The organism is Caulobacter sp. FV2ye17ST (assembly GCF_058680955.1).
In genome coordinates, this window is the sequence record NZ_CM178727.1 from 1551581 (window position 1) to 1575715 (window position 24135).

Here is a 24135-nt window from a genome sequence, read left to right on the forward strand (position 1 = left end):
TCAAGCCTTGGCCGATAAACCGCGCGGACGCAAATCGTCCGCGCGGCCCGGGTGTTAGTTCTTGGGGGGCGCCATCGGCGTGAGCTTGACGGCGACGGCCTTCATCGCGGTGTGCTGGGCTGGCGGCAGGGGGATCAGTCCGCGTTGCGAAAGATACCCGCCTCGTCCCGCGGCAGCATCTGACGTGAACTCGGTCAGGAAATCCTTCAGGCCGGGCACAACGCCGACGCTCGACTTCTTGACGTAGATGAACAGCGACCTTGAAACAGGATAGGTGCCGTTGGCGATAGTCGCCGGCGTCGGCTTGATGCCGTTGACGCTGGCGGCCTTGATCCGGCTGGCGTTCTCTTCGAGGAACGAATAGCCAAACACGCCCAGCGCGCCGGGGGTCTTTTCAATAGTGCCGACGATGGCGTTGTCGTTCTCGCCCGCATCAACCCAGGCGCCGTCCATACGCAGCGAATGCGCCTTGGCCTTGAAGGCTTTTTCGTCGGACTCGGCCAAGGCCTTCAGCGTTGGGAACTTCTTGGCGCCGCCTTCCATCGCCAATTCGATCCAGGCGTCGCGCGTGCCGGAGGTCGGCGGGGGACCATAGACCAGGATGCGATTGCCTGGCAGTTCGGCGCCGACTTCTTTCCAGGTCTTGTAGGGATTGGCTACGAACTGGCCGCCGCGCAGCGTGTTCTGCGACAGGCCCAGATAGAGGTGCTCAAGTTTGAAATTGTAGTTGGGCGCAGATTTGTCCATCGCGATGACGATGCCGTCAAAACCGATCTTGATCTCGATGATGTCCTTGACGCCCTTGGCCTTGCACGCCTCGAACTCGGACTTTTTCATGGGGCGAGAGGCGTTGGCGATATCGGGGAAGCCCTCGCCAGCGCCGCCGCAGAACAGCTTGAAGCCGCCACCCGTGCCCAGGCTCTCGATCTTCGGCGCCTTCTTGCCCGTCTTCTTGGCGAAGTTCTCTGCCGTCCGGGTGGAGAAGGGGAACACCGTCGAAGAGCCAGCAGCCCAGACATAGTCGCGCGCGGCATAGGCCGATGGCGCCGTGGCCATCAATCCCAAGGCTGCGGTGGCACCGATAAGACGTTTCATGAGAAGTATCCTGGCAACTACGGGTGAGTGATCACGGGAGTGCGAGTTGTCCGCTAAGGGCCATGACCGACCTAGGTCTGGCTCGTCACACACCTGATTGTTGAGCAAGAGGCGTCTTGCCAGAAGACTATGACCGATTGGCGACACCCTAACGGGCGGACATAGCGAGTGGACGGAACACGACGCCTCCTTCCTTCCCCTGCCTGTTCCTGAGGTATTGGTGTCGCTACTCTGGCGCCCCGACTGGAGGCCGATCCCGCTCATCGCTGGCTGTGCAGACGTGTTCGGAAGGTGTGTTTGCAGCAGGGGGTGGGTTGGGCCTTTGGTCCATGCTTGAGGTTCTTTCTGCTGATCACCGCCCCGATGATCAGCAGAAAGGCGGCCGGGAAGCCAAACGAGACGGCGGTCCAGAGCAGAAGCCGGGTGCGAGCCCGGATCCAGGCTCGGGTCAAGAGCGTGGCGCAGAGCAGGCTGGCCAGGAGACACAGTCCTTAGACGACCGCAGGAAGGGGCGACACTCCGGAGCGCGGGCGCCATCGGGGCTGGCGCTGAACGTCAGGATTTCGGGTTGGTACCAATGTCCGCAACTGGCGCAGCGGCGACTGAGATCAGGACGGGCTCGGTCAGGGAAGGGATGCTGTGGGACTTATCGGCTAGCGTAGGGCGCCCGTTTAGCGGGCGCGCAGCGTGGTCGGTTTTACGGAGCGGACCTTTCGGCGTCTCGGCAGCCCGCTGGGATTGCCCCAGAAGGTCACGACGGCCAGCGTGCCCAGCAGGGTCAGGGCCAGGCCCGAGACGGTCATCACCAGACGATAGGCGAGTCCCCCGACCTTAGCCGCGTGCAGGGGGAAGTCGGCATTGGTGATCCGCGAGCCCAGGGGCAGGGCCTGAGCGTCGCGCGCGGCGACCATGCGGCCATTCGCCGGATCGAACCACGCCATCGTCCGGCCGTTGGGCAGCCACTCGGCCTGCTGGCGCAGTCGGATCGAGATCAGCCCGCCCGCCTTCGCCGGCGGAGTTATGATCCGCACCTCGGCGCCGGGGAAACGGGTCTGGGCTTGGCCGATCACCCTGGCCCAATCCAGATCCTTGGCCAGGTTTCCGCCCTTGATCTTGGGGGGAGCCGAGGCCTGTTCCATGGTCGAAGGCGCGGTGAACGGCGCGCGCAGGGCTCGGGAGAACCACTTCAGGTTCATGGTCGCGCCGGTGGTCAGTGAAATGATCAGCAGCGGCGCGACCAGTACGCCCAGGTCGCGGTGATGATGGACGATCGCCGCCCGTTTCATCATCCGCGGCCAGGCGCGCAGGTGGAACATCCGCCGGGTCGGCCACCACAGGATCAGGCCCGTGACCACGAAGCCCAGGCCTGCCAGGCCCGCCACGCCGCCGACGATCTCGCCCGTATCACCCGCGAACAGGTGGTGATGGAAGTCGAACAGCCAGACCTCGGGTCGCGCCCATTTCGAGGTCCAGCTCAGGATGATCGCGCCGTCCTGGTCGGTATAGGCCGCCCGCTCGCGATCCGTGTAGCTCAGCCTGTGCACGCCCTGGTCGGCGGTCGCCAGCACGATGGAGCGCGGACGGTCCTCGGCGGCGAAGACTCTCGCCGCCGCCGCCGCCAGGGTGGCTGTGTCCTGCCGCTGGGCGTCGGCGGCGTGAGGCACGGTGGCGCGCAGGAAGGCGTCCTCATGCACCAGCAGCGCGCCGGTGAAGCCCAGGAGCGCCAGCAGGAGGCCGATCAGGCCGCCCGTCCAGCGGTGCAGCAGGCGCAGGGCCTTCATCAGAAGCGCGTTTCCCAGCCCAGGGTCGCGGTTCGGCCCCGGCCGGCATAGAACTTGTCCCTCTGGGGCGCGGTCGTGTCCGAGTGATAGGTGATGTATTGCTTGTCGAAGAGGTTCTGGACGCCCAGCGACAGCGCCCCGACCGGCAGCTCGTAGCGCACGAAGGCGTCGGCGACCGTGTAGCCTTCGAAATCGTCCTTCACCGTCGCGGTCTGCATGTTGCGCGACATGTAGTTCTGCACCTGCAGGCGCAGGGCCCATTTGCCGGCCTGGTAGTCGGCGGCCAAGTTCAGACGGTCGGGCGAGATGTTGGCGCCGTCCAGGTCGGTGTCGACCTTACCGTCCCGGTTGGTGTCGGTCTGGCCGCGCAGGCGGGCGTAGCCGGTCGAGACCTCCAGGCCGGGCACGGGCGTGCGGGCCTTCACATTGACTTCCAGACCCTCGATGGCCACGCCCTGGCGCTGGACATCGAAGATGCCGTCGGCGTTGCGGACGAGGAACTGGCCCAGCTTCGACTTGGACCAGAAATAGGAGACGCTGGCGTCGAAGGAGCCGCGCTTGAACTCGGCGCCGATCTCGCGGTTGTTGGACACGATGGGCTCGATCGCCAGGTAGGTGTCGACGTCCTGATTGGGGATGTTGATGCCGCGCAGGATACGCCCCACGTCCGGCACGGTGTAGCCCTCGGCATAGCTGGCATAGGCGCGCAGGCCCTTGGCCGGTTCGAACACTGCGCCCCCGTTGACCAACGTGGCCTTGAACTCGGGAGCGCCGCCGCCGACCTGACGCGAGCCGTAGGAGGCCAGGGTGGTGAAGTCGTCGACCTTCAGCTTGACGTTCTCGAAGCGCACGCCGCCGGCCAGGCGCAGCTTGCCCTCCAGAAGAGCGTAGTTGCCCTGGAAGAAGGGAGCGATGCTCTCGAACTTGGTCGGCGGCACCCAGGCGCGGTCCGTGGCGGTCAGCAGTTGGGCTGTGGTGTCGGTCAGGGCGTCCAGGCCCGCGGTGGCGACCAGGCCTTCGATCCCCGGCACGGCGCGCTCATAGCTCATCCGCGCGCCTAACTTGCGCGAACGGTTCGCGGACTGGTCGAACAGCGTGCCGATGGGCGCGATACGCGCATCCTGGAAGGTGGCGCTGATGTCGCCGCCGAAGGTGTCGCGCGTGCGGTTGAAGAACAGCTGGGCGTTCAGCACGCCGCCGGCGAGATCGTCATTGACCAAGGACGCCGAGATCGACTCGACGCGGTTGGCTGCTGGATCGCCTGGGACCACGCCACGGAAAGCGGTCGTCGGCAAGCGGATGGCGCTGTCGCCGTCAGTTGGGAGAATCGCGGTCGACGGCGTGCGCCCAGCGACCGTGGCGGTCACGTAGTCGCCGTCGCCCTTCAGCTCGAAGCGGCTGCCGACCACGTCCAGGCGAGTGCTGGGGCTGAGTTGCCAGCCGAGGCGGCCAAACAGCGACAGGGTCTTGGAATCCTGGACATCACCCTGGGCGGTATCCATGCCGATGCGTCGGCCGGCGCCGTCATAGAAGGCGCCGCGGGTCTCATAGGCGACGCCGGCGGTGGCGTCGAACGCGCCGCCGCGCCAGCCGACCAGGCCTGCGACCTTGCCGCCCACGGAGTCGCCCAGCTTGTTGCCGCCGCTGGCCTGGATCAGGGTGCGACCCGAGACGCCGTCCTGCTTGGGCGGTCCCACCGTCACCTGGTTCACCACGCCGCCGGTGGCGCCAATGCCCTGCAGGGCGTTAGAGCCGTAGATCAGCTCGACGCGGTCGATGAAGAACGGGTCGATCGTGTAGCCGTCGCGCGAACCGTCGCGGACCGGCGTCGACTGCGGAATGCCGTTGATGGCGTAAAGCGGTGAGCGGCCGCGCAGGCTCTCACCCGCGCCCGACAGCTTCTGGCGCGTCGGCGAGAAAGACGGCGACAGGGTCGAGACAGCGTCGATGATCGAGCCGCTGATCGCCACCTGCTGGTTCAGGGTCGCGTTGTCGATCACGTCGACCGTCAGGGGCAGGGCGCTGGCCGGCAGGATGGTGCGGGCGGCGGTCACCACGACCTGCTCGATGTCGGTCTGGGATTGGGCGAACGCGGCCGGGGATAGCGCCAGAGGGCTGAGGCCGGCGAGGAGGGCGAGCCGCAGGCGCGCGCTGGAAACTTGCTTGGTCATGACGCCCCGGAGAACATGAATCTAGGATGAGGCGCCGTATGATGTAATTGCGACTGAGTTGCAATATGTCTTGTGCCATATCGAACTTCTGAAGTCGTCAACTGACGATGGTCGCTGCGCGAAAGCGGCGTCGTCTGGACAGGCCTCACCATTGGGCGTAGGCGAGCGCCCATGAGACTGGGGTGGTCACGATTGACTCGGATGCAGGCGCGCGTTGGCGTGCTGCTGGCCGTCTGCGCAATCGCCGTGCGGGTCCTGATCCCGGCGGGCTACATGGTCGCCCCGACCCAGGGGCAGGGCGGTTTGCCCGCCATCGTGATCTGTACGGCCCAAGGCGCCAAAACCGTTTCGGTCGATGGCGGCGGTGTTGTCCAGAACGGCGAAAGCGCGCCCGAGCCGGCTGATGGCAAGGTCAATCTAGACCATGGCTGCGTCTTCGCCGGCGCCGTCACGCCGCTGCCCGTTCCCGCCCTGACGCTGGTCCACGCGGAAGCCTTCGCCACGGTTTCACAGATTGATCTGCCGCTCGCCCATCAGCGACCTGGCCTTGGCCTGGCCGCTCCGCCGCCCTTCAAGACCGGACCACCCGCCATCGTCTGACGCCCATCGCCGCCGGCCGCTTCGCGCGCCGGCTCCTTGACGTTCGACGATTGGAATTTTCATGTCCTTCACGCTTTGCCGCGCCGTTTCGGCGCGCGCTCTGCTGGCCGCCCTCGCGGTCAGCCCCGCCGTTCTGCCCGCTCTCGCCCTGGCCGAAGACCGCGTCGCCGCGGCGGTCGAGCCCGCCGACGCCAAGCCCGCCGAGGTCGACCAGGTCCTGGTCGTCGGGCGCGGCGACAAGCCCGTCACCGTCGTGCCGCGCGGCCTAGCCGTGTCACTTGGCCAGACCGAGTTCGAGGCGATCAACGCGGTCAATGTCGAAGACCTGATGAAGTACGCGCCCGACTTCTTCGTGCGCAAACGCTTCGCCGGCGACGACAACGCCGTGGTCGCCCTGCGCGGCACCAACACCGTCCAGAGCGCCCGCACCATCGTGCTGGTCGACGGCTTCCTGGTCTCCAACTTCCTGGGCAACCGTTACGACTATCCGCCCAAGTGGAACGTTGTCGGCCCCGCCGAGGTGCGCCAGTTCGACATCGTCTACGGACCCTATTCGGCCCGTTACGGCGGCAACTCGATGGGCGGGGTGATCTCGGTCACCACCCGCGAGCCCGAGCCTGGCCGCGAGGTCTATGCCAACGCCCAGACCATGATCATGCCGTTCAAGGAATACGGCTACGACCAGACCTTCAAGGGCTACAGCGCCGAGGGCGGGATCTCCTACAAGCAGGAGGACGGCCCCTGGAGCGTGCGCGGCGGCTTCCGGCATTTCGAGAACACCGGCCAGTCGATGAGCTACAGCCTGTTGTCGGCGACGACCGGGACGGGCACGGCGGTGACCGGCGCCTATACTGACAGCCGCCTGGCCTCGCCGGTGTTCGGCGGCGCTTCGCCGGTGCATGTGATCCAGGACCAGCTGCGCCTGCGGGTCGGCTATGCGGCCAGCAATGGCTGGGACATCCAGGCCCTGGGCTTTGCCTGGAAGACCAATCAGGACCTGACCAATCCGCGCAGTTGGCTGGTCGATGCGTCGGGCAAGCCGGTCTACCAGGGCAAGGTCAGCTATGGCGGCAAGACCTGGAACGCCACCGGTCTGACCTTCTCCGAAACCGACCGGATCGAATATCTGGCCGGCCTGAAGCTGGCCGGGCCGCTGGCTGGTTGGGACGCGTCGTTCAATCTGTCGCGCTACTGGATCCCGGACCAGGATTCGCGCACCTCCAACGACTACGCCACGGGCGCGAACAACGGCGCCGGCACCCAGAGCCGTCAGACCAAGCCGGGCTGGTGGACGGGCGACGCCAGCTTCGATCGCGCCTTCGGCAAGCATGAGCTGGGCTTTGGCCTGAACGCAAACCTCTACGAGGCCGGAACCGACACCTATACGACCACCAACTGGCACACGGCGACCACGCCGGTCTATTCGACCTCGACCTACGGCAAGACCAGCCTGTGGGGCGTCTGGGCCGAGGACGCCTATGATCTGGACGGCAATTTCGTCCTGACCGGCGGCCTGCGCTTCGACAGCTGGCGGGCCTTCGACGGCGGTATCGGCAAACGCGTCAGCGGCGCCCGCGCCGACAGCGCCTATCCCGAGCGCGAGGAGACCTCGGTCAGCCCGAAGCTGTCGCTGCAGGGGCGCATCCCCGGCGACTTCGAGCTGCAGGTCAGTGTGGGGACGGCCGAGCGCTTCCCCACCGTGGGCGAGCTCTATCAGGGGCGGTTTGACGACATCACCCGCGAGATCGACCCCACCAGCTATGATCCCAACCTGAAGGCCGAGAAGTCGAAGGACGCCAACCTCATTCTGCGACGCACCTTCGGCAAGGTCCGTTCGACCACCAGTCTGTTCTACCAGGATATCGAGGACGCGATCTTCAGCTTCAGCGGGCTCAACCAGTATGGGACCGTGGTCTCGTCCTACAAGAACGTCGACAAGGTGCGCCAGTACGGCCTGGAGCTGATCCTGGAGGCCAGCGATGTCCTGATCCCGGGCCTGGACATCGACGCCAATGTCACCCGCATCGACGCCAAGACGATCAAGAACAGCGCCAACACCGCCGCCGAGGGTGTGAAGTTCCCGCGTATCCCTGATTGGCGGTCCAGCGGCAATGTCCGCTATCGGATCAGCGACAGCGTGAAGGCCTCGCTGGGCTGGCGCTACGCCTCGCGGCCCAATTCCGACCTGTTCGGCCTGTCGCGCGGCGACGCCTACGGCTTCCAGACCGAGTATTTCACGGTCGACGGCCGGGTGTCGTGGAACGTCACGGAGAAGGCCCAGGTCAGCGTCGGGATCGACAACCTGTTCAACGACCAGGCCTACGTCTCACACCCGCTGCCGCAGCGGACCTTCGTCTTCGACGTCAAGACCAAGTGGTAGGAGCCTGATCTCATGACCACCTCCAGCCCGGCCCTGACCAAGGCCCGACGGACGATCTTCGACTATCGCGCGATCTGGCGCTGGCACTTCTATGCCGGGCTGTTCTGCGCGCCGTTCATTGTCATCCTGGCGATCACCGGCTCGATCTATCTGTTCAAGCCCCAGGTCGAGGCCTGGCTGGATCGCCCTTATGACCACCTGACTCTGACGGGCAAACCCGTCAGCGCCCAGGCCCAGGTCGACGCGGCCCTCAAGGCCGTGCCCGGATCGCGCCTGCGCACCTACGAGGTGCGACGCGAGGCCGACGACGCCGCCCGCGTGGTGGTGGGCAGGAAGGGCGACAACATCCTCGTCTATGTCCACCCCGAGACGCTGCAGGTCCTGAAGGTGATCAACGAGAACGATCGCCTGATGGATATCGACAAGACCATCCATGGCGAGCTGCTGATGGGCGACAACGGCTCGATCCTGGTCGAGCTGGCCGCCTGCTGGGCCATCGTCATGGTCGTCACCGGCCTCTATCTGTGGTGGCCGCGTCAGGCCCAGGGCCTGGGCGGGGTGCTCTATCCGCGCCTGGGTCGTGGTTCCAAGCTGTTCTGGCGGGACATCCATGCGGTGACCGGCATGTGGATTTCCGGCCTGGCGCTGTTCCTGCTGCTGACCGGTCTGCCCTGGGCCAAGGTCTGGGGCGACAGCTTCAAGGAGGTCCGCAAGCTGACCGGCACGGCCGTGGCCAAGCAGGACTGGTCCAATGGCCGCGCCGGTGAGAAGGCCGAGCGCAAGGCTATTGATGGGGCCGCAGCGTCGGAGCACGCCGGTCACATGATGGGCATGGATATGGCCGGTATGGACATGTCGAGCATGGACATGTCGGGGATGACGATGGACGCCACGCCCCCGCTCGATCGCATGGTCGCCACGGTGCGGGCCCTGGACCTGCCGCCGCCGGTGCTGATCGCGCCGCCGTCCAACAGGAAAGGTCGCAATGCCTCGCCCGACTGGACGGCCCGTTCCGATACGCCCAATCGGCCGCAGCGCGTGACCCTGACCCTGGACCCGGACACCGCCCAGGTGATCCGCACCGACGGCTTCAGCAACCGTCACCCGATCGACCAGGTGATCGGCTATGGCATTGCCGTCCATGAGGGCCAGCTGTTTGGCCTGGCCAACCAACTTCTGGGTGTGCTGGCCGCTCTGGGCTTGATCACCCTCAGCGTCAGCGGCCTGGTGATCTGGTGGCGCCGCCGACCGGAGGGTCAGCTGGGCGCGCCGCCCAATCTGCCCGAGGGCCGCATCGCCGTGAGCGTCGGCGTGCTCATCGTGGTGTTCGGCGTCCTTCTACCCGTCCTAGGGATCTCGATGATCGCCATCGCCCTGATCGAGCGACTGGCCCTGCGTCACATCCCCGGCGTCCGCCACTGGCTGGGCCTGCGCCAAGCCAATCCCGCAGCCTGATAGACCCATGAGGTTTTCCATGAAGAACGCAGCTTTCATCGCGGCCGCCGCCTGCCTCATCGCCACGTCGGCTCTGGCCGCCGCGTCGGCTCCGCGCATCGAGGCGGGGTGGGTGCGCGCAACGCCGCCCGGCGCCCCGGCTGGCGCGGCCTACTTCACCCTGACCAACCCTGGCAAGGCGCCGGATCGGCTGCTGGGTGGCTCGGCGCCCGGCGTCAAGCGTGTCGAGGTGCACGAGATGTCCGTGACGGGCGGCATCATGCGCATGCGGCCCTTGAAAGATGGCCTGGCGATCCCGGCCGGCGGGACTGTCGCCCTGAAGCCGGGCGGCTACCACATCATGCTCATCGGTCTGGACAGCCCGCTCAAGGCTGGGGAAGACCTGCGGCTGACTCTCCGTTTCGAGAGGGCGGGAGCGATCACGGTGACCCTGCCGATCAAGGCGCCGTCTCCGGCCGGCGCGCACTGATGCGGCGCAGGGTTCTCGTGCTGGGCGGGGCGGCGGCGGCGCTGGGTGCGGCCGCGGGCGGGGCGCTCTATGTCCGAAGCCGCAACGGCAAGCCGCTTCTACGGGTCGGCGGCCCCTTTTCCCTGATGGATGTCGATGGCCGGACCGTCACCGACCGCGATCTGCTGGGCAAGCCGACCCTGATCTATTTCGGCTTTACCTACTGCCCGGAGATATGCCCCACGACCCTGACCGACATTGGCCAGTGGCTGGAGAAGCTGGGTCCAGAAGCCGCGCGCCTGAACGTGGTTTTCATCACCGTCGATCCGCAGCGTGATACGGCGCCTCAGCTCAAGCGCTACCTTTCGAACTTCGACCCACGCATTCGGGGGCTGACGGGGTCGCCCGAGGCGATCGCCGCCACCGCCAAGGCCTACCGCATCTACTACAGCAAGGTCCCGCTGGAGGGGGGCGAGTACACGGTCGATCACTCCACGGCTGTCTATCTGTTCGACCGGCGCGGCGAGTTCGTAGGCCCGATCGGCTACGGCAGTTCACCGGATCAGGCCCTTGAGCGAGTGAAGGGCGTGCTGGGCTAGATCTGGCTAAACCGGCGGGAGGGCTTTCGCCCCCAAAAGCATCCTGGCGCCGGGCAAAACGCCTGTGGGACGGTCGATGAACGCGTGGTTCGCGAGCGAGCGACCAGACCGCTTGCCGACTGCGCGCCGATCCGAACTCCTGACCCCGCCTTGAAAAACTTGGCCCTCGATAGGACCGTCATGCCCAATACGCCCAGCCGCCGCCAATTGCTTACGACCGCATTGGCGGGCGCGCCCGCCTTGCTGGCCTCGCAGCCAGCGGCCGCCGCTTCGGGGCCGTCGCCAGAGCCAATGCTGCGACCCAACTCGATCCTGGCGGAAGACTTGCCCAGCCATTTCGACGTCGAACCCGGCATCCACAATCTGGAGGCCGGCTACTGGAGCATGATGCCCCGGGCGGTGGCGCAGACCTACGCCCGGCACAACGTGGCGGTGAACAGCGCCAACGCTATCTGGGCGCGCAACGTGTTGCCGGGCGGCGCAGGCTGGACTTCGGCAAACCGCGCCGCCCAGGCGTCCATTGCGCGCCAGATGGGCTGTCTGCCGGAGGAGATCGCCGTCACCCGCAGCGGCGCCGATGCGCTGCAGATGTTGATCACCAACTACAAGCCGCTCAAGCCCGCTGACGCGGTCATCCATTGCGACCTCGACTACGACGTGATGATCGCGGCCATGGGCTGGCTGGGTACGCATCGCGGCGCGAAGGTGGTGAAGTTCGCCATGCCGGAGCCCGCCACCACGGCCAACATCCTCTCGGCCTATGAGGATGTTCTCAAGCGCACACCCGAGGCCAAGCTGCTGCTGGTCACCCAGGTCTCCAATCGGACGGGCCTGGTGACGCCGGTGCGCGAGATCGTCGCCATGGCGCGCGCGCGTGGCGTGGACACCATCGTCGACGCCGCCCATGGCGTCGCTTGCCTCGACTTCCAGCTCGAGGACCTGGGCGCTGATTTCGTCGGCTGGTCAGTCCATAAATGGACCTCCGCACCGCTTGGCACGGGCGCGATGTACATTCGCAAGAGCCGACTCGCCGACATCGACATCGCGTTTGGCAATGCGCTCCCCAGCGACGACATCAACGCCAGGGTTCCGGCCGGCACGGTGAACTTCCCAGCCGTGCTGACGATCCCTACGGCCGTCGACTTCCATTTCGCAGTGGGCGGCGCGCAAAAGGAAAAGCACATGCGGGCCTTGAGGGACCGGTGGGTGAATGCCGTCCGCGACCTGCCCAACGTCGAAATCTGCGTGCCCGATGATCCGTCGCGCTATTGCGCCATCACCAGTTTTCGGCTGAAGGGGATGGTCACCGACCAGGGCGCCCAGCGCTTGCAGCGCCGGCTCTTCGAGCGCTACCGCATTCACACCGTCTGGCGGACCGGCATTCAAAACGGACCGGTGATACGCGTGACGCCTGGCCTGTACAGCGCGAACGCGGACGTCGATGCGCTGGCTGTCGCGCTGAGGGCCGAACACGCAATGTTTCTCTAGCCTCGGCAGTCAGCTTCGGCTCGGCCCTGGGAAAGGGTTCAAGGTGCAGGGGGAGGGACATTGCCTGATCCTTTCGCTGTCCAGAAACTCGCGATGGTTCGGCGCGACGAACTGGCGAAGGTCGAGTTTTTGGAGCCGTGGCAATGTCTGAAAATGGCGCTAGGACGACGCGGTAGCGACGGCCTGCACCAATCTGCGAAAATGATTTGCGGCCGCGAGGGTGGCGGGGGTGTTGAGGCAGCGTTCGTCGTCTTCCGCCACGTGGTGGTAGCGGTGAATTCCGAAGACGCCCGCTGCCGGCGCGTAGCCTGCCTTGATGACCTCGTCGAGTTCCCCCGCCGACAGGACGGCGCTGGAGACCGGCGCCTCATAGCCGATCTGGCCCGCGAAGATGGCGCGGGCCAGTGGCAGCAGCTCCGGCGTGATCGACAGGATACGCTGGCTGTCAGCGCTGGGCAGCGGCGTCCATTTCCCCGGGAGTTCATGCCAGTCGCGCGCCGCGACATTGGCCCCCAGATGTAGCCAGAAACGGGTCGCCGCAGGCGGTGGCGCGATCTGCTTCATCGCTTCGGCGGCCCCGAGATACTCGTATTCGTGACCGGTGTTGCAGACGAAGGCGAGATCGTGGTCCGTGATCGCCTCCGCGGCCCAGCGCGCCAGGTCCAGCCAGGCGGCGACGCCCGGCCCGCGCTCCGCCGCGCAGCCGAACCAGCCCGAGCGCGGGGTGGACACCGCTAGCCAACGCCCCTTGCCGCGGTCGATCCTCCCCACGAAATTGAAGGCTGATCGCTGGCCGCCCTGACCGTTGATCGTCAGGCGGGCTTCCTTGCGCTCGAAAGCGGCGCCCAGGAAGGGGCTAGCCGCCTCGGGGGCGAGCAAGGCGACCGGGCCGGCGAACATCGGCTTGCGGCCATCGGTGTTCAGCGCGATCACCTTGCCCGTGGGACCATTGGTGATCGCCACCACGGCCTTGGATCCGGCGGCGAAGGCCGCCTCGATCGGGCCGCGCGCGGCCTTTGCCAGCATCGTGGACCAGCGTGCAGAGGGCAGATCCACCAGGGCGATCGCGCCCTTGAGCGAGCCAGCGAAGCGACCGGCCGGGTCGACCCTGACAAGCGGTCCGGACAAGCCCGCGGGGCCGGTCGGTACGACGATAGGCTGGGGATAGACTGGGACGCTTGCTCCATCGATGGCGAACTCGGCGCGTGTGGTGTTGAAGAAGGGGACGGAGAACGCCTGCTTCTCGATCGCATAGCCCACCGTCTGAAGCTCGCTGGCCAGCCACTCGCCGCACGCTGTATCGCCGGGGCCGCCAGCCCGCTTTTCCCCGAAGCCGGCGTATTTGAGCAGGTCTGCCTGGATCCTGTCGTGGGTAGAGGGCGAGGCGGCGGCCCCGCTCAGGGAGACCAGCGCACCCGCGCCCAGAAATGTCCGCCTGCTGGTGTCGATCATGCCGGGTCCCTCGTCGTCTGGTGAAAAAGTCGTCGCGATGCCGCGTGATTGCGCGGCCAAGGCGCCGGGGCAATGGGATCAGCCGATGACCTTCATCAGCCTCAGCCACAGCTGCTGATCGAAGCCGGGATCGCGGGAGGCCGCGCCGGTGCGCACGACCACCAGACGCCGGCTGGGCACGACATAGAGGCGGCGATCGAGCGCGCCGAGCGCGCCCAACAGGTCGACCGGGGCCGCAGGGATCAATTGGCCGTCCTGGCGGCCGGCCTGCGCGCGCAGGGCGTAGGCGCCACCGTTCAGCCACCACAGGCGGCCATAGGCCGGGTTGGCGGGCGAGCGGTTGAACAAGGCGTTGAGCTGGGCTTTCGAGACAACGCGCGCGCCGTTCTCGGCCACGCCGCCGTTCAGCACCATGAGGCCAAAACGCGCCACATCATGCGGCGTGGTGACCAGACCGGTGTCGTTGCCGGCCGAGGCCAGCGCGGCGGGGCGCTTGCGCCAGGCGGTGTCCTTCATCCCGGTCGGCTTGGTCAGCCAGTCTTGGGTGACCGCTTCCAGCGGCCGACCGGCGGCGGTAGAGACCACGCGCTTGGCGATCGCGTAGACTGGCGTGTTGTAGAAAAAGACCGAGCCAGGCGGCGCGACGTAGCCGAACGTCTCGTCGAGCCCCGAGCTCATCGTCAGGACATCGATGACCCGGATGCGCGCTTCCTGCTCGAGCGAGGCCTTGGACCAGCCCGCGCCCAGATAGCTGGAGACGAGGCTGTTGATGTCGATCAGACCCTTGTCGATGGCGATCGCGACCAGGATCGCGACGAAGCTCTTTTGCTGCGAGGCGACGTCTTCCAGAAGCCCGCCGTCATCCGCCTGACCATAGATGAAGTTCGCGAACATTCGGTCGTTGGCAGGGGGCGGCCAGGTCTGGTCGATCAGCGTCTTGCCGTTCTGGATGACGATGAAGCCCGTGCTGCCGTGGCTGCGCAGATATTCGAGGAGATCCTTCGTCTCCGACGACACGGTCGCGACCTGGCCTGCGGTCGCGGGCGGCATCGCACACGCGGTCGGCCCAATGGCCAGCGTCGAGGCGATCGCGGCCACGAACAGGCGGAGGAGAGCGTTTGGCATCACTCGGGCTTTCATCTGTTGGCGAGCGCTGTCGGGCGTGGGGCGCTGGACTTACCCGGCCTTCAAAAGAGCCGGGACGCGCCAGGATCGCTCTCTGAGCTCTCGTCGTGGCAGATAGGCGCGAAGGGCCAGGCGCATGCGTCCGACGGGGGAGGGGAGCCAGTTGGCCGCCATGTCTCCCGAGGGCCGATCCCGCTGCAGCAGGATCTCGAACCCGCCGTCTGGATCCTTGATCAGCCCGGGCGTGCGGTCGCCGATCGCGTAGCGGCCGATGGGATTGTCCGTAAAGAAATAGCGGCCCTCCGGCGTGACCTCGTACATAGTCAGCGACCAGAAGGCGTCGACGGGAACGCCGCCGGGAGGAACGCGCCAGCGATACGGGGCCGAGCCCATCAGCGGCGCGCCGTCTCCATCGAAGTTGGCGTGGAAATACATCGCCTCCTCTTCGCCCAGCGCCGCGATGCCGCCGAGCGCGACGGCGGCCCGTAATTTGTCATTGGCGCCAAAGTCGCCGATCCCGGGCGGTTGATAGCTCCAGCCATCGACGGCGTAGTCTCGGAACCGGAAGGTCTCGCGCAGGATTTCCAGCGCCCCGGGAATGGTTTCCCGCCAGCGGGCGAGCACGTCGCTCGACGGCAGGCCCGGCGCGCCGATCCCCTGGGCGGCGAACTGGCGGGCCCTCGGGAACTGCGCGCCGCCGCCTGGAGAGCGGGCGATGACTTCATTGACCAGCGACAGGAACACGACCGGATCGTTCACATCGCCGGCGGCGGCCTGAAAGCCGCGAGGCGGCGCGCGATCGGGCGCGACGCTGAGTGTCAGACCGTTCTGAAAGGCCAGCGCCGCCGGCAGATCGTCCGGGCCGTCCACCAGCGTACGCATCAGGGCCCAGACGTCGTTGCTGGGCGAACGGATCAGCTTCACGCCCTGAGGCGCCGCGCCCTTCCATTGGGGACCGACGACCCAGTAACGACCGCCCTGTCCCCGGGTGGCGCGCGTGCCGACATAGGCGAACACGTCGGTGAAGGCGTGCATGAAGGCCAGGGAGAAATAGCGATCTGTCGAACTCGGGACGGTCAGTTCGACCGGTCCCCCTGACAGTTCCAGAAAGATGGACGCGTAGATCGTATCGTTGTTGGGCGCCGTGACCTGGCGAGAGGTGTGGTCCATCAACCGCGCCCGGCTCGAGATGGTGTTCAGCCGGCCTGGCTTGCCGCTGACGGCTTCCGTTCGCTCCTGCTCGATGCGTGCGAGTTCGTAGAGCGGAAAAGCAAAGAAGAAGGCCCGCAGGAAGGGGTCTGTCGACGCGCGCTCGGTAAGCGCGGCCATCGCAGGGCCGCCCAGCGATAGGGTCGAAGCGGCGAGCGCGGACTTGATCAGGTGGCGGCGGTGCATCGGATGTCTCTCCAACCGGGCAGGGGTCAACGCGCGTGACGGCTGAAGAACCGCCAGATCACCTCGGTCGCGTCGATCTGGTCATAGCGGGCGCGCTCCAGTCCGCCGTTGGCCGCAACGGGCCCCGGCCAGGTATGGCCGGCGGAGTTGAGCCTGTAGAAGACCACCTCGCTGTCCTTGAGGCATTTGCCGTAGGTCTCCACCGTAATGTCGCCCTGGACCTCGACCGAGGGGGACGGCGCGCAACCGTCGGCGCCGCGCCAGAAGTCCACGGCGTAGGATACCTCTCGGAACGGGCGCGACTGGGAACGGGCCACCAGCGCCATCGGTGACGTCCCGCCCTTGAAGGGCACGATATCGTCCTGCGCGCCGTGCATGATCAGGACGGGCAAGGGCGTCGACGGAGCCGGCTCTCCGCCGAACATCGCGCCCGACACCACGGCGATCGCGGCGAGCCGCGGCGCGAGGGCTGCACCGGCGCGATAGGTCAGCATCCCGCCGTTGGACAGGCCCGTCACATAGATGCGAGCGGGATCGATCCGGTGGGTGCGCGCGATATCGTCGATCATGGCCGCGATGAAAGCGATATCGTCGCTGCCTGACGTCATGGCGTAGCCGCAGCAGCCCTCGGCGTTCCAGGTGCCCATATTGCCCGTACGCCCGACCCCGCTGGGGAACGCCACGGCGAAGCCCTCCTTGCGGGCCGTGTCCAGCCAGCGTGGCGTCATGGTCTTGGCGTTGCCGCCGCCGCCATGGAGGGCGATGACCAGGGGGACTGGCCTTTCGATCCCGGTCGGGGTGGCCAGCAGATACTCACGGCTGGCGCCGCCGACCTGCACGCTCTGCGCGACAGGCGCTTCCGAGCCTTGGGCCCAGGTGATGCTGCCCGCGAACGACATGACAGCCGTTAAGATCGCAGCAATGACGGGTTTCATCTGTTCGATCCTTGTCTTGGCGCCGCCCACCTGTTCGCGGGCGCTCAGTAGCGCAGCGTAAGTTCCGCGCCGTAGATGCGCGGCTGGTTCCAGAACTCGGCCGAGCCCACGACGTTAAGCACATAGCGTTCGTCGGTCAGGTTGCGGCCGGTCAGCGAGAACCGCCAGTGCTCGCCTTCCACGCCCACGCGGGCGTCGTAGAGGGTGTAGCCCGCATAGGGCCGGCTGTTGTCGGGTGTTTCAAACCCGCCGTCCGCATACTGCGCGCTGGCGCCGACGAAGCCCCGCAGTCGTCCCATCGGCTGGGTGTAGAGGACGTTTGCCGCGACCTGATTGGCTCGCAGGCGCGGAACCTGCTTGCCCTCCAGATCCACGGTGACGCCCTGGCTGATGAGGCTGGCGCCCTTTTCGTAAGCGCCATCGGACGTCGAATAGGAGACGCGCGTCACCAGCCTGCCAGGCCCGACCCGGAAGACGCGGCGCGCCTCGGCCTCAAACCCATAGACATGGGCGTCGCCGGCGTTCGACAGGATGAAGCCCGTCGAGCCCGCCGACGGCGCGGTGACCACCTGAACCTGGTTGGTCCAGGTGTAGTAGAGCGCGGCTTCGGCGTTGAAGCCGAACAGCCGTCCCTTCCAGCCCGTTTCATAGTTGTAGGCGTACTCCGCGTCGTAGCGGAGGATCTGCGGCAGCAGAGTCCGCGTCACCGACGGTGGCAGGTTGGTGTTGAAGCCGCCAGAGCGGTAGGCCGTGGCGAAGCGCCAATAGACATTTTGCTCCTCGGCGACTTTCCAGCGGAGCGAAACGGTCGGGGTGTAGAAAGTGTCGTCGAAGCCGGTCTTGATCGTCGCGGTCTGATTGCCCGCCGCGCAGGCTGATGCCGCCAGGGTGGGCGGACAGAATTGCGCGGTGGTCGCGCCGGAGCCGCCGATCGGGGCCAGCAATCCGGTCGGCGCGGGACCCGTCCCGAAATAGACGAGCGGATCCTCCGACCACCGTTCGAAATCGTAGTCCCGGCTATCGTGCTGGACGCGCAGTTCCAGGGCCAGCAACCACGCCTCGGCCAGCTTCGCCTCGATCGATCCGAACAGCGAGAGGGAGTCGACCTCTTCGTTGAAAGTGTCGTGGTTCATCGAACCGCGTCCGGCCTGACGGGCCGCCGCCGAGAAGGTCGTTGTCGCGCCCACGGCCGCGGTCCCGACAAAGCAGCCAGGCGTGACCTGCAGGGCGGCGCCCGTATAGGCCGGGCAGTCTTCCGGCTCGGTGACGACATGGTCCTTGGAGCTCAGGAATTCCGCGCCGAACAGCCAGCTGGCGCGCCCCTCCGCCTTTGAGGCGAAGGTCACCTGGGCCACGTCGCGCCTGTAGTCCTCGAACTGCGCGCGCGAATAGTCCGGATAGCTGACCGCCGCGCCCGGGGCGACGTCCGAGAGTGACACGCCCGCGAAGTGATCGTCGTCCTCACCCGTTCGGGCGCCGTCGCGCTCGCGATGCGAGCCGCGCAAAGCCATGTCGGCCCAGCCCAGATCGATATCGGTGCGCAGCGCAAGCCCGGTTTCCTGGATATCTGTACGCCCCTCCCTGTTCTGGTTGGCGCGGACATAGGGGCCCGGATCCAGAGCGGGACTGCGGGCCAGGCCCGTAAAGCCCGCTGCGCTGCTGTCGAAATACTCTGCCGTGCCGCCCAGGGTGACCTTCGAGGAAGGCTTGGCCTCGATCGCCAATCGTACGCCCTTGGAATCCTGGGTGTCGGTGACGTTTCCGGTCGTCGTATTGACGATGAAGCCATCGTGTTGATCGCTGATGAAACCGCCGATCCGCGCCGCGACGGTCTCGCCGAGCGGCAGATTGACGATGGCCTCCAGGTCTGTCCGCTCAGGATCCGAATGGCGCACGGTCGCCGTGCCGCCGAAGTCAGGCTTGGGCGCGTTGGAAATCACGTTCACCGCGCCGCCGACCGCGTTGCGCCCAAAGAGCGCCCCTTGCGGACCTCGCAGCACTTCGACCCGTGAATTGTCGAGCAGGTCCATGCGGGTCAGAGAGCGACCGCCAAAGCCACCGCCGGAACTATAGAGTCCGTCTCGATAGAGGCCGGTGGCGGTTTCGGTGAAGCCGACCCGGCCGCTGCCCTGACCTCGAATGGAAATGTCGTTCAGATATTCGGGACCGGAGGTCACCAGGGTCACGCCCTGGACCTGCCGCAGGTAGTCCTCCATGCGGTCCAGCACGAGTCCTTGACGATCGACTTCCGTGATCGCGGTGACGGCGGCGGGGACATCGCGCAACTGCTCGGCGCGCCGGCGCGCCGTGACGACCACTTCGCCGACATCGCCCGCCCCAGTCTGGCCGGACGCAGGAGCCTGGGCGTGGGCCTGATTTGCAAGGGGCGTCCCCAGAAGCAGTGCGGCGACGCCGCTCATCAGCAGCGTCTTGTTCGTCGCGCCGAGTCGGCGCGCGACGCTCTCGGCCGGAGCCGTCCGAACCTGTCCCATCGTTATCCTCCACACGGCGTCTGCGCGCCTTGATGCCGGAAACTATGCCGAGACGATTATCGCTGTCTACAGATTGTCGACAATTTACGTCGTTATCTTTAGCGCCGCCGTCAGGGAGTCGACGTGGGTCAGTTGCGCCTGGCGGTCCGCTTCAGCGCCATCGCCACGCTCGATCGCGTCGACCAGATCGCGCCAACGTTTGGCGGCCTGGACGCGCAAGGCCAGGGTGGTGAAGCCGTAGGGACCGAAATTGTCGGCCGCCCCCATGCGCACATCGACGATCAGGGCGCGAAGCCGGCTGCCCTTGGCGGCGTCGACGACGACGATGCCGGCCCGCAGGGTTTGGCGGAAGAACTCGAGCGGCTCGACACCCTCTCCAGCCATGGCCTCCAAACGCTCGACCTGTCGCCATAGGGCGGCAATATCGTCGTCGTCACGGGCACTTGCTGCCTTCCGAGCCGCCAGGCCGAACAGCACGGCGCTGATCTCGACGCTCTCGCGCGCCTCCTGGTCGGACAGCCGCGCGACCGTCGCGCCCTTCATCGGCTCCATATGGACGAGCGATCGAGTAGCCAGAACCCGCAGCGCTTCTCGCACGGGCGCCCGACTGACCTTGAAGCGTTCCGACAACTCGACTTCCCGCAACCGATCACCGGGTTTGTAGACGCCAGTCTCGATCAGGAACGCCAGATCCATGGCGACCCTATCGGCCGTCGATCGGTTGCGGCGCTGTTGTAGACGCGCGGTCGTGGCTTTGGTCATTTGTCTACAATGTGATGTGTGGGCTCGCCCTATCAAGCTGTTTTCTGGGCGCATCCAGGTCAAGCGCGCTGCGCCGCGCCAAAGGCCGCCGTCAATCGGCGAGGGCGCGCGGATTGCCGCACCACCCAAGGACATACCCGATTTCGGTAGATCTGCCGGAGCCGTTCAGATGCGAGCGGCGCGCAATTAGGATTGCGTTAGCCATTTTCGGAAAAATTTCGGCAACCATGTTCTTGGAGCGAAGCCACCGGCCATGCTGTTCTCAAACACGGCAAAGACCAAGCAGACCGCTGCCGCGGTTGAACTGCGTGAATTGAGAGCGCAGGTCGCGGCCATGGATCGCTCCCAGGCGGTGATCGAGTTCAAGCTCGACGGAACCATCCTGCGGGCCAACACCAACTTCCTGAACGCTCTGGGTTATCGCGCCGAAGAGGTCGTAGGCCAGCATCACCGGATTTTTGTTCCACCGGCCGAAGCCGCGAGCGCACAGTACCGCGCTTTCTGGGATGAACTTAACAGCGGCCAGTTCGTCGCCCGCAAGTTCCTGCGGATTACCAAGCACGGCTCCGAGTGCTGGATCCAGGCCTCGTACAACCCCGTGCTCGACGAGAACGGCAAGCCTTACAAGGTCATCAAGTTCGCGACCGACGTCACGGCGATCGAGATCGAACGGATTCAGTCAGAGGCCGAGCGAGAGCGATCGGCCGGGGAGCAGGAAGAGGTCGTGGCCAACCTCGCCGCGAGCCTCAAACGCATGGCGCAGGGCGACCTTACCGCTCGGATCACCGCGCAGTTCGTGGGGCGTTACACTCAGATCAGGGATGACTTCAACGCCGCCATTGATGCGTTGCGGGAGGCGATGAGCAGCATAACCGCGACGACGGGCGGCTTGCGCGCCGGGGCTGACGAAATCTCGTCGGCGTCGGACGATCTGTCGCGTCGCACCGAGCAACAGGCAGCAAGTCTTGAACAGACGGCGGCGGCGCTCGACGAGATCACCGCCACCGTCAAGCGTAGCGCCGTTGGCGCCCAGCAGGCCTCCACGGCGGCTTCGGGAGCGCGAAGCGATGCAGCGCGTTCGGGGGACGTCATGCGAGACGCCGTGGCCGCCATGGGCGAAATCGAGCAAAGCTCGGGTCAGATTACCCAGATCATCGGTGTCATCGACGAGATCGCCTTCCAGACCAACCTTCTGGCCTTGAACGCAGGCGTGGAAGCGGCGCGCGCTGGCGAAGCGGGACGGGGCTTCGCGGTCGTCGCCCAGGAAGTTCGAGCCCTGGCCCAGCGCTCGGCCGAAGCGGCCAAGGAGATCAAGACCCTGATCGCCAGCAGCACGGCCCAGGTCGAGCGGGGGGTCAAGCTGGTCGGCGACACCGGACAGGCGCTGACGGGCATCGTCGGCAAGATCGCCGAAATCGACGTGTTGATTTCCGAGATCGCCACGTCGTCCCAGGAGCAGGCGACGGGCCTCAATGAGGTCAATACCGCCGTCAACCAGATGGACCAAGTGACCCAGCAGAACGCCGCTATGGTGGAAGAAGCCACCGCCGCGGCCTCAAACCTCAGAACCGAGGCCGCCGAATTGGCCACGCTGGTCGCGCGCTTCCAGACCGGCGCGCCCGCCGCAAGGGGCGAACCCGCTCATCCTGGTCGTCATGCGCCGGCAGCCAACCCAGTGGCGCGCGAGCAGGCCAAGATCGCGGCGTTCGCCCGTCCCGGCGGCGCGGCTCAGGCGGCAGCCCAGTCCTGGGAAGAATTCTGACCCGTGCGGAGGGAGATGGCCAAATGACTAGCGACGGCGGCCTGGCCAGCGAGGGGCAACTGGAACTGATCTCCTTTGAGATCGGGGGTCAGGAGTTTTGTATCGATATCCGCAGCGTTCGTGAGATCCGTGGCTGGACTCCATCCACGCAGATGCCGCACACGCCGGTGTATGTGCTGGGGGTCATCAACCTTCGCGGCGCGGTGATGCCGGTAATCGATTTGCGCTGTCGTTTGGGTTTGGGCGTGACCGAAGTGTCGTCGCGCCATGTCATCGTGGTGATCCAGCACGGCGCGCAGTTAGCCGGGGTTCTGGTTGACGGTGTCCAGGAGACCTTCCAGGTCGATGCCAGCGTCCTGCAAGAACCGCCTCAGATCGAAACGACGACGCCAGACCTTTTCGTCGACGCCATCATTCCGATTGGGGACCGCCTACTTAGTCGACTGGTCGTCAGCGCGCTTCTCCCGGCGCAGCACCTCGCCGCCTAGGCGTTCACGGCTGTCTGTTTTCGGACGGACCAGCCCTCGCAGCCACCCAATCCTCACTCCGGACGTCGGGTCAGGGTCGATCACTGCCGACGACGTCGACGGTCTATGCGTCCGGAAACTGGAGGGACTTGGGAGGCTGTTCCAGTCTGCAGGGACGATTTAGCCGCCTGAGCCGTGGCATGATGCGGACGAAACTCGCGAAGACCGTGAAGTCGCAGGCGAGCTTGTCGACCCAGACGAACTTGTGGCTGCGCTCAAGGAGCCTGCGGCCTGGTGTCGGGGGAAGCCGCCGTGATCAAACGATCGCGACGCAACGCCAGCCAGGCTCAAGGGAGACGCCTGAGCGCGACCTTGCCCTTCCTGTCATAGCCAGGGCGGGATCAGCGTGCCCAGCCAGGCCGCTACAGCGACCAGGAGCAGGCCCGGCGCAACTCGCCAGGCGAAGTCACGGCGGCCACCGGAAAACGCGAAGATCAGCTTGGTCAGGGTGTTGGTCGTAAGTCCGGCGAGAATGGGCAGCACGGCCTCAGTGGGGGTCATTCGGGCCGAGCCTACCAGGGATGCGATCGAGATCGCCGCCGCATGCGTGTCCAGCAAACCAGCCAGGGCCGCCCCGGCGATAACGCCGACCTCGCCGAACCACTCACGAAGCGCCGAGGAGGCCACGATGATCACCGCCAGCGTCGCGGCGAAGGCGAGGGCCGCCGAGAGACTGAAAGCCTGGCCGGGATCAGGGTCTTCATGGGCGGGCTGGCGCAGGGCCAGGAGGGTGAACCCCGCGCCATAGGCCGCAGCCGTCAGGCCCGCGCACAGCAGCGGCCCGGCCATGACCTGCAGAGTCGGAAGGCTGGTGACGGCGATCACGGCCGCCATCTGGACGATGGTGGCCACCGTCGACAGCACCGCGCCCGCCACCGCAGCCGATAGTGTCGCCGGCGCGGCCGCCGCTCTGCCGGCCATGGCGCCGATCGTCGCCGTGCTCGAGATAAAGCCCGAAGCCAGCCCGGCCAGGGGCAGGCCCCACCGGGCGCCGAGCGCCCGCACGGCGACGTGACCGGCGGCGCCGATGGCCAGGACCAGGACAACGACGACCCAGATCGAATGGGGGTTGAGCGCCAGGAACGGCCCCATCGCGCGATCGGGCAGCAAGGGCAGGACGACCAGTGTGGCTCCCGCCAGGATCATGGCGTCGCGGACCTCGTCCGGCGTCAGGACCTTGCTGACGAAGTGATGCAGCGGGGTCCGGGCGGCCAGCAGGATCGCGACGATGACCCCGACACAGGCGGCCACGCCCGGCGCGAGGATCGCCAGGCCGCCAACCAAGACCGAGAGGATCAGGGCGATCTCGGTCGTAAGCCCGGCGTCCGGCTCGGCGCGAGCCCGCCAGTAGCTCAGGGCCGCCAGGACGGCGACCGCAGCCGTGGCTGTCGCCAGAAGCATCGGGCCGCCGATCACAAAGCTGACCGCTCCCGCCAGAGTCGTGACCGAAAAGGTGCGAATCCCGGCCGCCGCGGGCGAAGCTTGCGCCTGCTTGCGGCGCTCGCGTTCGGCGCCGATCAGAAGGCCGACGCCAAGGGCGACGGCCAGGTTCAGGATGGGGATGTCAGGGATGGCCCAGGCTCCAATCGGCTCGTGGTGATGGCCACGGTCCATTCCGCCCCAGGTCCTGTCCAGTGGATTTATGGGCCCGTGCCGATATCACGCTAC

The 24135-nt window shown here is 66.4% G+C and carries 18 protein-coding genes and 1 pseudogene; 8 read left to right on the plus strand and 11 right to left on the minus strand.

The annotated features are described in order from the left end of the window. Positions 1–54: 54 nt before the first annotated feature. The 4 genes from ACW17V_RS07560 to ACW17V_RS07575 all read right to left on the minus strand — a co-directional run bounded on the left by ACW17V_RS07560 (position 55) and on the right by ACW17V_RS07575 (position 5047). Positions 55–1095, minus strand: coding sequence for a substrate-binding domain-containing protein (locus tag ACW17V_RS07560; RefSeq protein ID WP_492108753.1), 1041 nt, complete (start codon positions 1093–1095; stop codon positions 55–57). 260 nt (positions 1096–1355) lie between these two features. Next, entirely contained in the window at positions 1356–1547 is a 192-nt protein-coding gene (locus ACW17V_RS07565; RefSeq protein ID WP_492108240.1) for a hypothetical protein, read from the minus strand. 219 nt (positions 1548–1766) lie between these two features. Then, positions 1767–2876, minus strand: a complete 1110-nt coding sequence (locus tag ACW17V_RS07570; protein ID WP_492108241.1) for a PepSY-associated TM helix domain-containing protein — start codon at positions 2874–2876, stop codon at positions 1767–1769. Then, the gene (locus ACW17V_RS07575; RefSeq protein WP_492108242.1) at positions 2876–5047 is read right to left on the minus strand and encodes a TonB-dependent receptor; all 2172 of its coding nucleotides are present in this window, start codon (positions 5045–5047) and stop codon (positions 2876–2878) included. Before ACW17V_RS07575 ends, ACW17V_RS07570 begins: the two co-directional genes overlap by 1 nt. Positions 5048–5248: 201 nt before the next feature. Here ACW17V_RS07575 and ACW17V_RS07580 point away from each other — a divergent pair, with 201 nt between their 5' ends. The 6 genes and pseudogenes from ACW17V_RS07580 to ACW17V_RS07605 form a co-directional block, all read left to right on the plus strand. After that, positions 5249–5647: a DUF2946 family protein gene (locus tag ACW17V_RS07580; protein ID WP_492108243.1), complete on the plus strand. Its 399-nt coding sequence runs from the start codon at positions 5249–5251 to the stop codon at positions 5645–5647. A gap of 61 nt (positions 5648–5708) precedes the next feature. Continuing rightward, a complete protein-coding gene (locus ACW17V_RS07585; RefSeq protein ID WP_492108244.1) occupies positions 5709–8027 on the plus strand; it encodes a TonB-dependent receptor in 2319 nt (772 codons plus the stop codon). 12 nt (positions 8028–8039) lie between these two features. Continuing rightward, positions 8040–9482 (plus strand): PepSY-associated TM helix domain-containing protein, encoded by a 1443-nt coding sequence (locus tag ACW17V_RS07590; protein ID WP_492108245.1) that lies wholly within the window; start codon positions 8040–8042, stop codon positions 9480–9482. Positions 9483–9501: 19 nt separating this feature from the next. Next, a complete protein-coding gene (locus ACW17V_RS07595) occupies positions 9502–9951 on the plus strand; it encodes a copper chaperone PCu(A)C (protein WP_492108246.1) in 450 nt (149 codons plus the stop codon). Further along, entirely contained in the window at positions 9951–10529 is a 579-nt protein-coding gene (locus ACW17V_RS07600; protein ID WP_492108247.1) for an SCO family protein, read from the plus strand. The genes ACW17V_RS07595 and ACW17V_RS07600 overlap by 1 nt, the downstream gene beginning before the upstream one ends. 171 nt (positions 10530–10700) lie before the next feature. After that, positions 10701–12017: pseudogene (locus tag ACW17V_RS07605) on the plus strand (aminotransferase class V-fold PLP-dependent enzyme); the annotation flags it as partial. A 159-nt stretch (positions 12018–12176) separates the two neighbouring features. Here the strand turns inward: ACW17V_RS07605 and ACW17V_RS07610 are convergent. The 6 genes from ACW17V_RS07610 to ACW17V_RS07635 form a co-directional block, all read right to left on the minus strand. Beyond that, positions 12177–13469, minus strand: coding sequence for a hypothetical protein (locus tag ACW17V_RS07610; protein WP_492108248.1), 1293 nt, complete (start codon positions 13467–13469; stop codon positions 12177–12179). A gap of 78 nt (positions 13470–13547) precedes the next feature. Continuing rightward, positions 13548–14594, minus strand: a complete 1047-nt coding sequence (locus ACW17V_RS07615; RefSeq protein WP_492108249.1) for a serine hydrolase domain-containing protein — start codon at positions 14592–14594, stop codon at positions 13548–13550. A gap of 51 nt (positions 14595–14645) precedes the next feature. Beyond that, positions 14646–15989 carry a DUF1254 domain-containing protein gene (locus tag ACW17V_RS07620; RefSeq protein WP_492108250.1) on the minus strand — a complete coding sequence of 448 codons (1344 nt, stop codon included), beginning with the start codon at positions 15987–15989 and terminating at the stop codon, positions 14646–14648. A gap of 26 nt (positions 15990–16015) precedes the next feature. Then, on the minus strand, positions 16016–16924 hold the full coding sequence (locus tag ACW17V_RS07625) for a CE1 family esterase (RefSeq protein WP_492108251.1): 909 nt from the start codon (positions 16922–16924) through the stop codon (positions 16016–16018). A gap of 44 nt (positions 16925–16968) precedes the next feature. Beyond that, complete coding sequence (locus ACW17V_RS07630; RefSeq protein ID WP_492108252.1) at positions 16969–19416, minus strand: TonB-dependent receptor; 2448 nt, start codon at positions 19414–19416, stop codon at positions 16969–16971. Positions 19417–19500: 84 nt separating this feature from the next. Continuing rightward, positions 19501–20112, minus strand: coding sequence for a GntR family transcriptional regulator (locus tag ACW17V_RS07635; RefSeq protein WP_492108253.1), 612 nt, complete (start codon positions 20110–20112; stop codon positions 19501–19503). Positions 20113–20431: 319 nt separating this feature from the next. Here ACW17V_RS07635 and ACW17V_RS07640 point away from each other — a divergent pair, with 319 nt between their 5' ends. Then, positions 20432–21940, plus strand: a complete 1509-nt coding sequence (locus ACW17V_RS07640) for a methyl-accepting chemotaxis protein (RefSeq protein ID WP_492108254.1) — start codon at positions 20432–20434, stop codon at positions 21938–21940. Between the two features lie 23 nt (positions 21941–21963). Further along, positions 21964–22428, plus strand: coding sequence for a chemotaxis protein CheW (locus ACW17V_RS07645; RefSeq protein WP_492108255.1), 465 nt, complete (start codon positions 21964–21966; stop codon positions 22426–22428). Positions 22429–22791: 363 nt separating this feature from the next. Here the strand turns inward: ACW17V_RS07645 and ACW17V_RS07650 are convergent, their stop codons facing one another. Beyond that, positions 22792–24081: an MgtC/SapB family protein gene (locus ACW17V_RS07650; RefSeq protein WP_492108256.1), complete on the minus strand. Its 1290-nt coding sequence runs from the start codon at positions 24079–24081 to the stop codon at positions 22792–22794. Positions 24082–24135 lie beyond the last annotated feature (54 nt).

Excerpts from the sequence above, each read along its gene's own strand:
- ACW17V_RS07620 (WP_492108250.1), bottom strand. The coding sequence starts at position 15,989 with ATGCACCGCCGCCACCTGATCAAGTCCGCGCTCGCCGCTTCGACCCTA.
- ACW17V_RS07615 (WP_492108249.1), bottom strand. The coding sequence starts at position 14,594 with ATGCCAAACGCTCTCCTCCGCCTGTTCGTGGCCGCGATCGCCTCGACG.
- ACW17V_RS07635 (WP_492108253.1), bottom strand. The coding sequence starts at position 20,112 with ATGGATCTGGCGTTCCTGATCGAGACTGGCGTCTACAAACCCGGTGAT.
- ACW17V_RS07650 (WP_492108256.1), bottom strand. The coding sequence starts at position 24,081 with ATGGACCGTGGCCATCACCACGAGCCGATTGGAGCCTGGGCCATCCCT.
- ACW17V_RS07575 (WP_492108242.1), bottom strand. The coding sequence starts at position 5,047 with ATGACCAAGCAAGTTTCCAGCGCGCGCCTGCGGCTCGCCCTCCTCGCC.
- ACW17V_RS07595 (WP_492108246.1), top strand. The coding sequence starts at position 9,502 with ATGAAGAACGCAGCTTTCATCGCGGCCGCCGCCTGCCTCATCGCCACG.
- ACW17V_RS07585 (WP_492108244.1), top strand. The coding sequence starts at position 5,709 with ATGTCCTTCACGCTTTGCCGCGCCGTTTCGGCGCGCGCTCTGCTGGCC.
- ACW17V_RS07590 (WP_492108245.1), top strand. The coding sequence starts at position 8,040 with ATGACCACCTCCAGCCCGGCCCTGACCAAGGCCCGACGGACGATCTTC.
- ACW17V_RS07610 (WP_492108248.1), bottom strand. The coding sequence starts at position 13,469 with ATGATCGACACCAGCAGGCGGACATTTCTGGGCGCGGGTGCGCTGGTC.
- ACW17V_RS07560 (WP_492108753.1), bottom strand. The coding sequence starts at position 1,095 with ATGAAACGTCTTATCGGTGCCACCGCAGCCTTGGGATTGATGGCCACG.
- ACW17V_RS07600 (WP_492108247.1), top strand. The coding sequence starts at position 9,951 with ATGCGGCGCAGGGTTCTCGTGCTGGGCGGGGCGGCGGCGGCGCTGGGT.
- ACW17V_RS07580 (WP_492108243.1), top strand. The coding sequence starts at position 5,249 with ATGCAGGCGCGCGTTGGCGTGCTGCTGGCCGTCTGCGCAATCGCCGTG.
- ACW17V_RS07625 (WP_492108251.1), bottom strand. The coding sequence starts at position 16,924 with ATGAAACCCGTCATTGCTGCGATCTTAACGGCTGTCATGTCGTTCGCG.
- ACW17V_RS07570 (WP_492108241.1), bottom strand. The coding sequence starts at position 2,876 with ATGAAGGCCCTGCGCCTGCTGCACCGCTGGACGGGCGGCCTGATCGGC.
- ACW17V_RS07640 (WP_492108254.1), top strand. The coding sequence starts at position 20,432 with ATGCTGTTCTCAAACACGGCAAAGACCAAGCAGACCGCTGCCGCGGTT.
- ACW17V_RS07645 (WP_492108255.1), top strand. The coding sequence starts at position 21,964 with ATGACTAGCGACGGCGGCCTGGCCAGCGAGGGGCAACTGGAACTGATC.
- ACW17V_RS07630 (WP_492108252.1), bottom strand. The coding sequence starts at position 19,416 with ATGGGACAGGTTCGGACGGCTCCGGCCGAGAGCGTCGCGCGCCGACTC.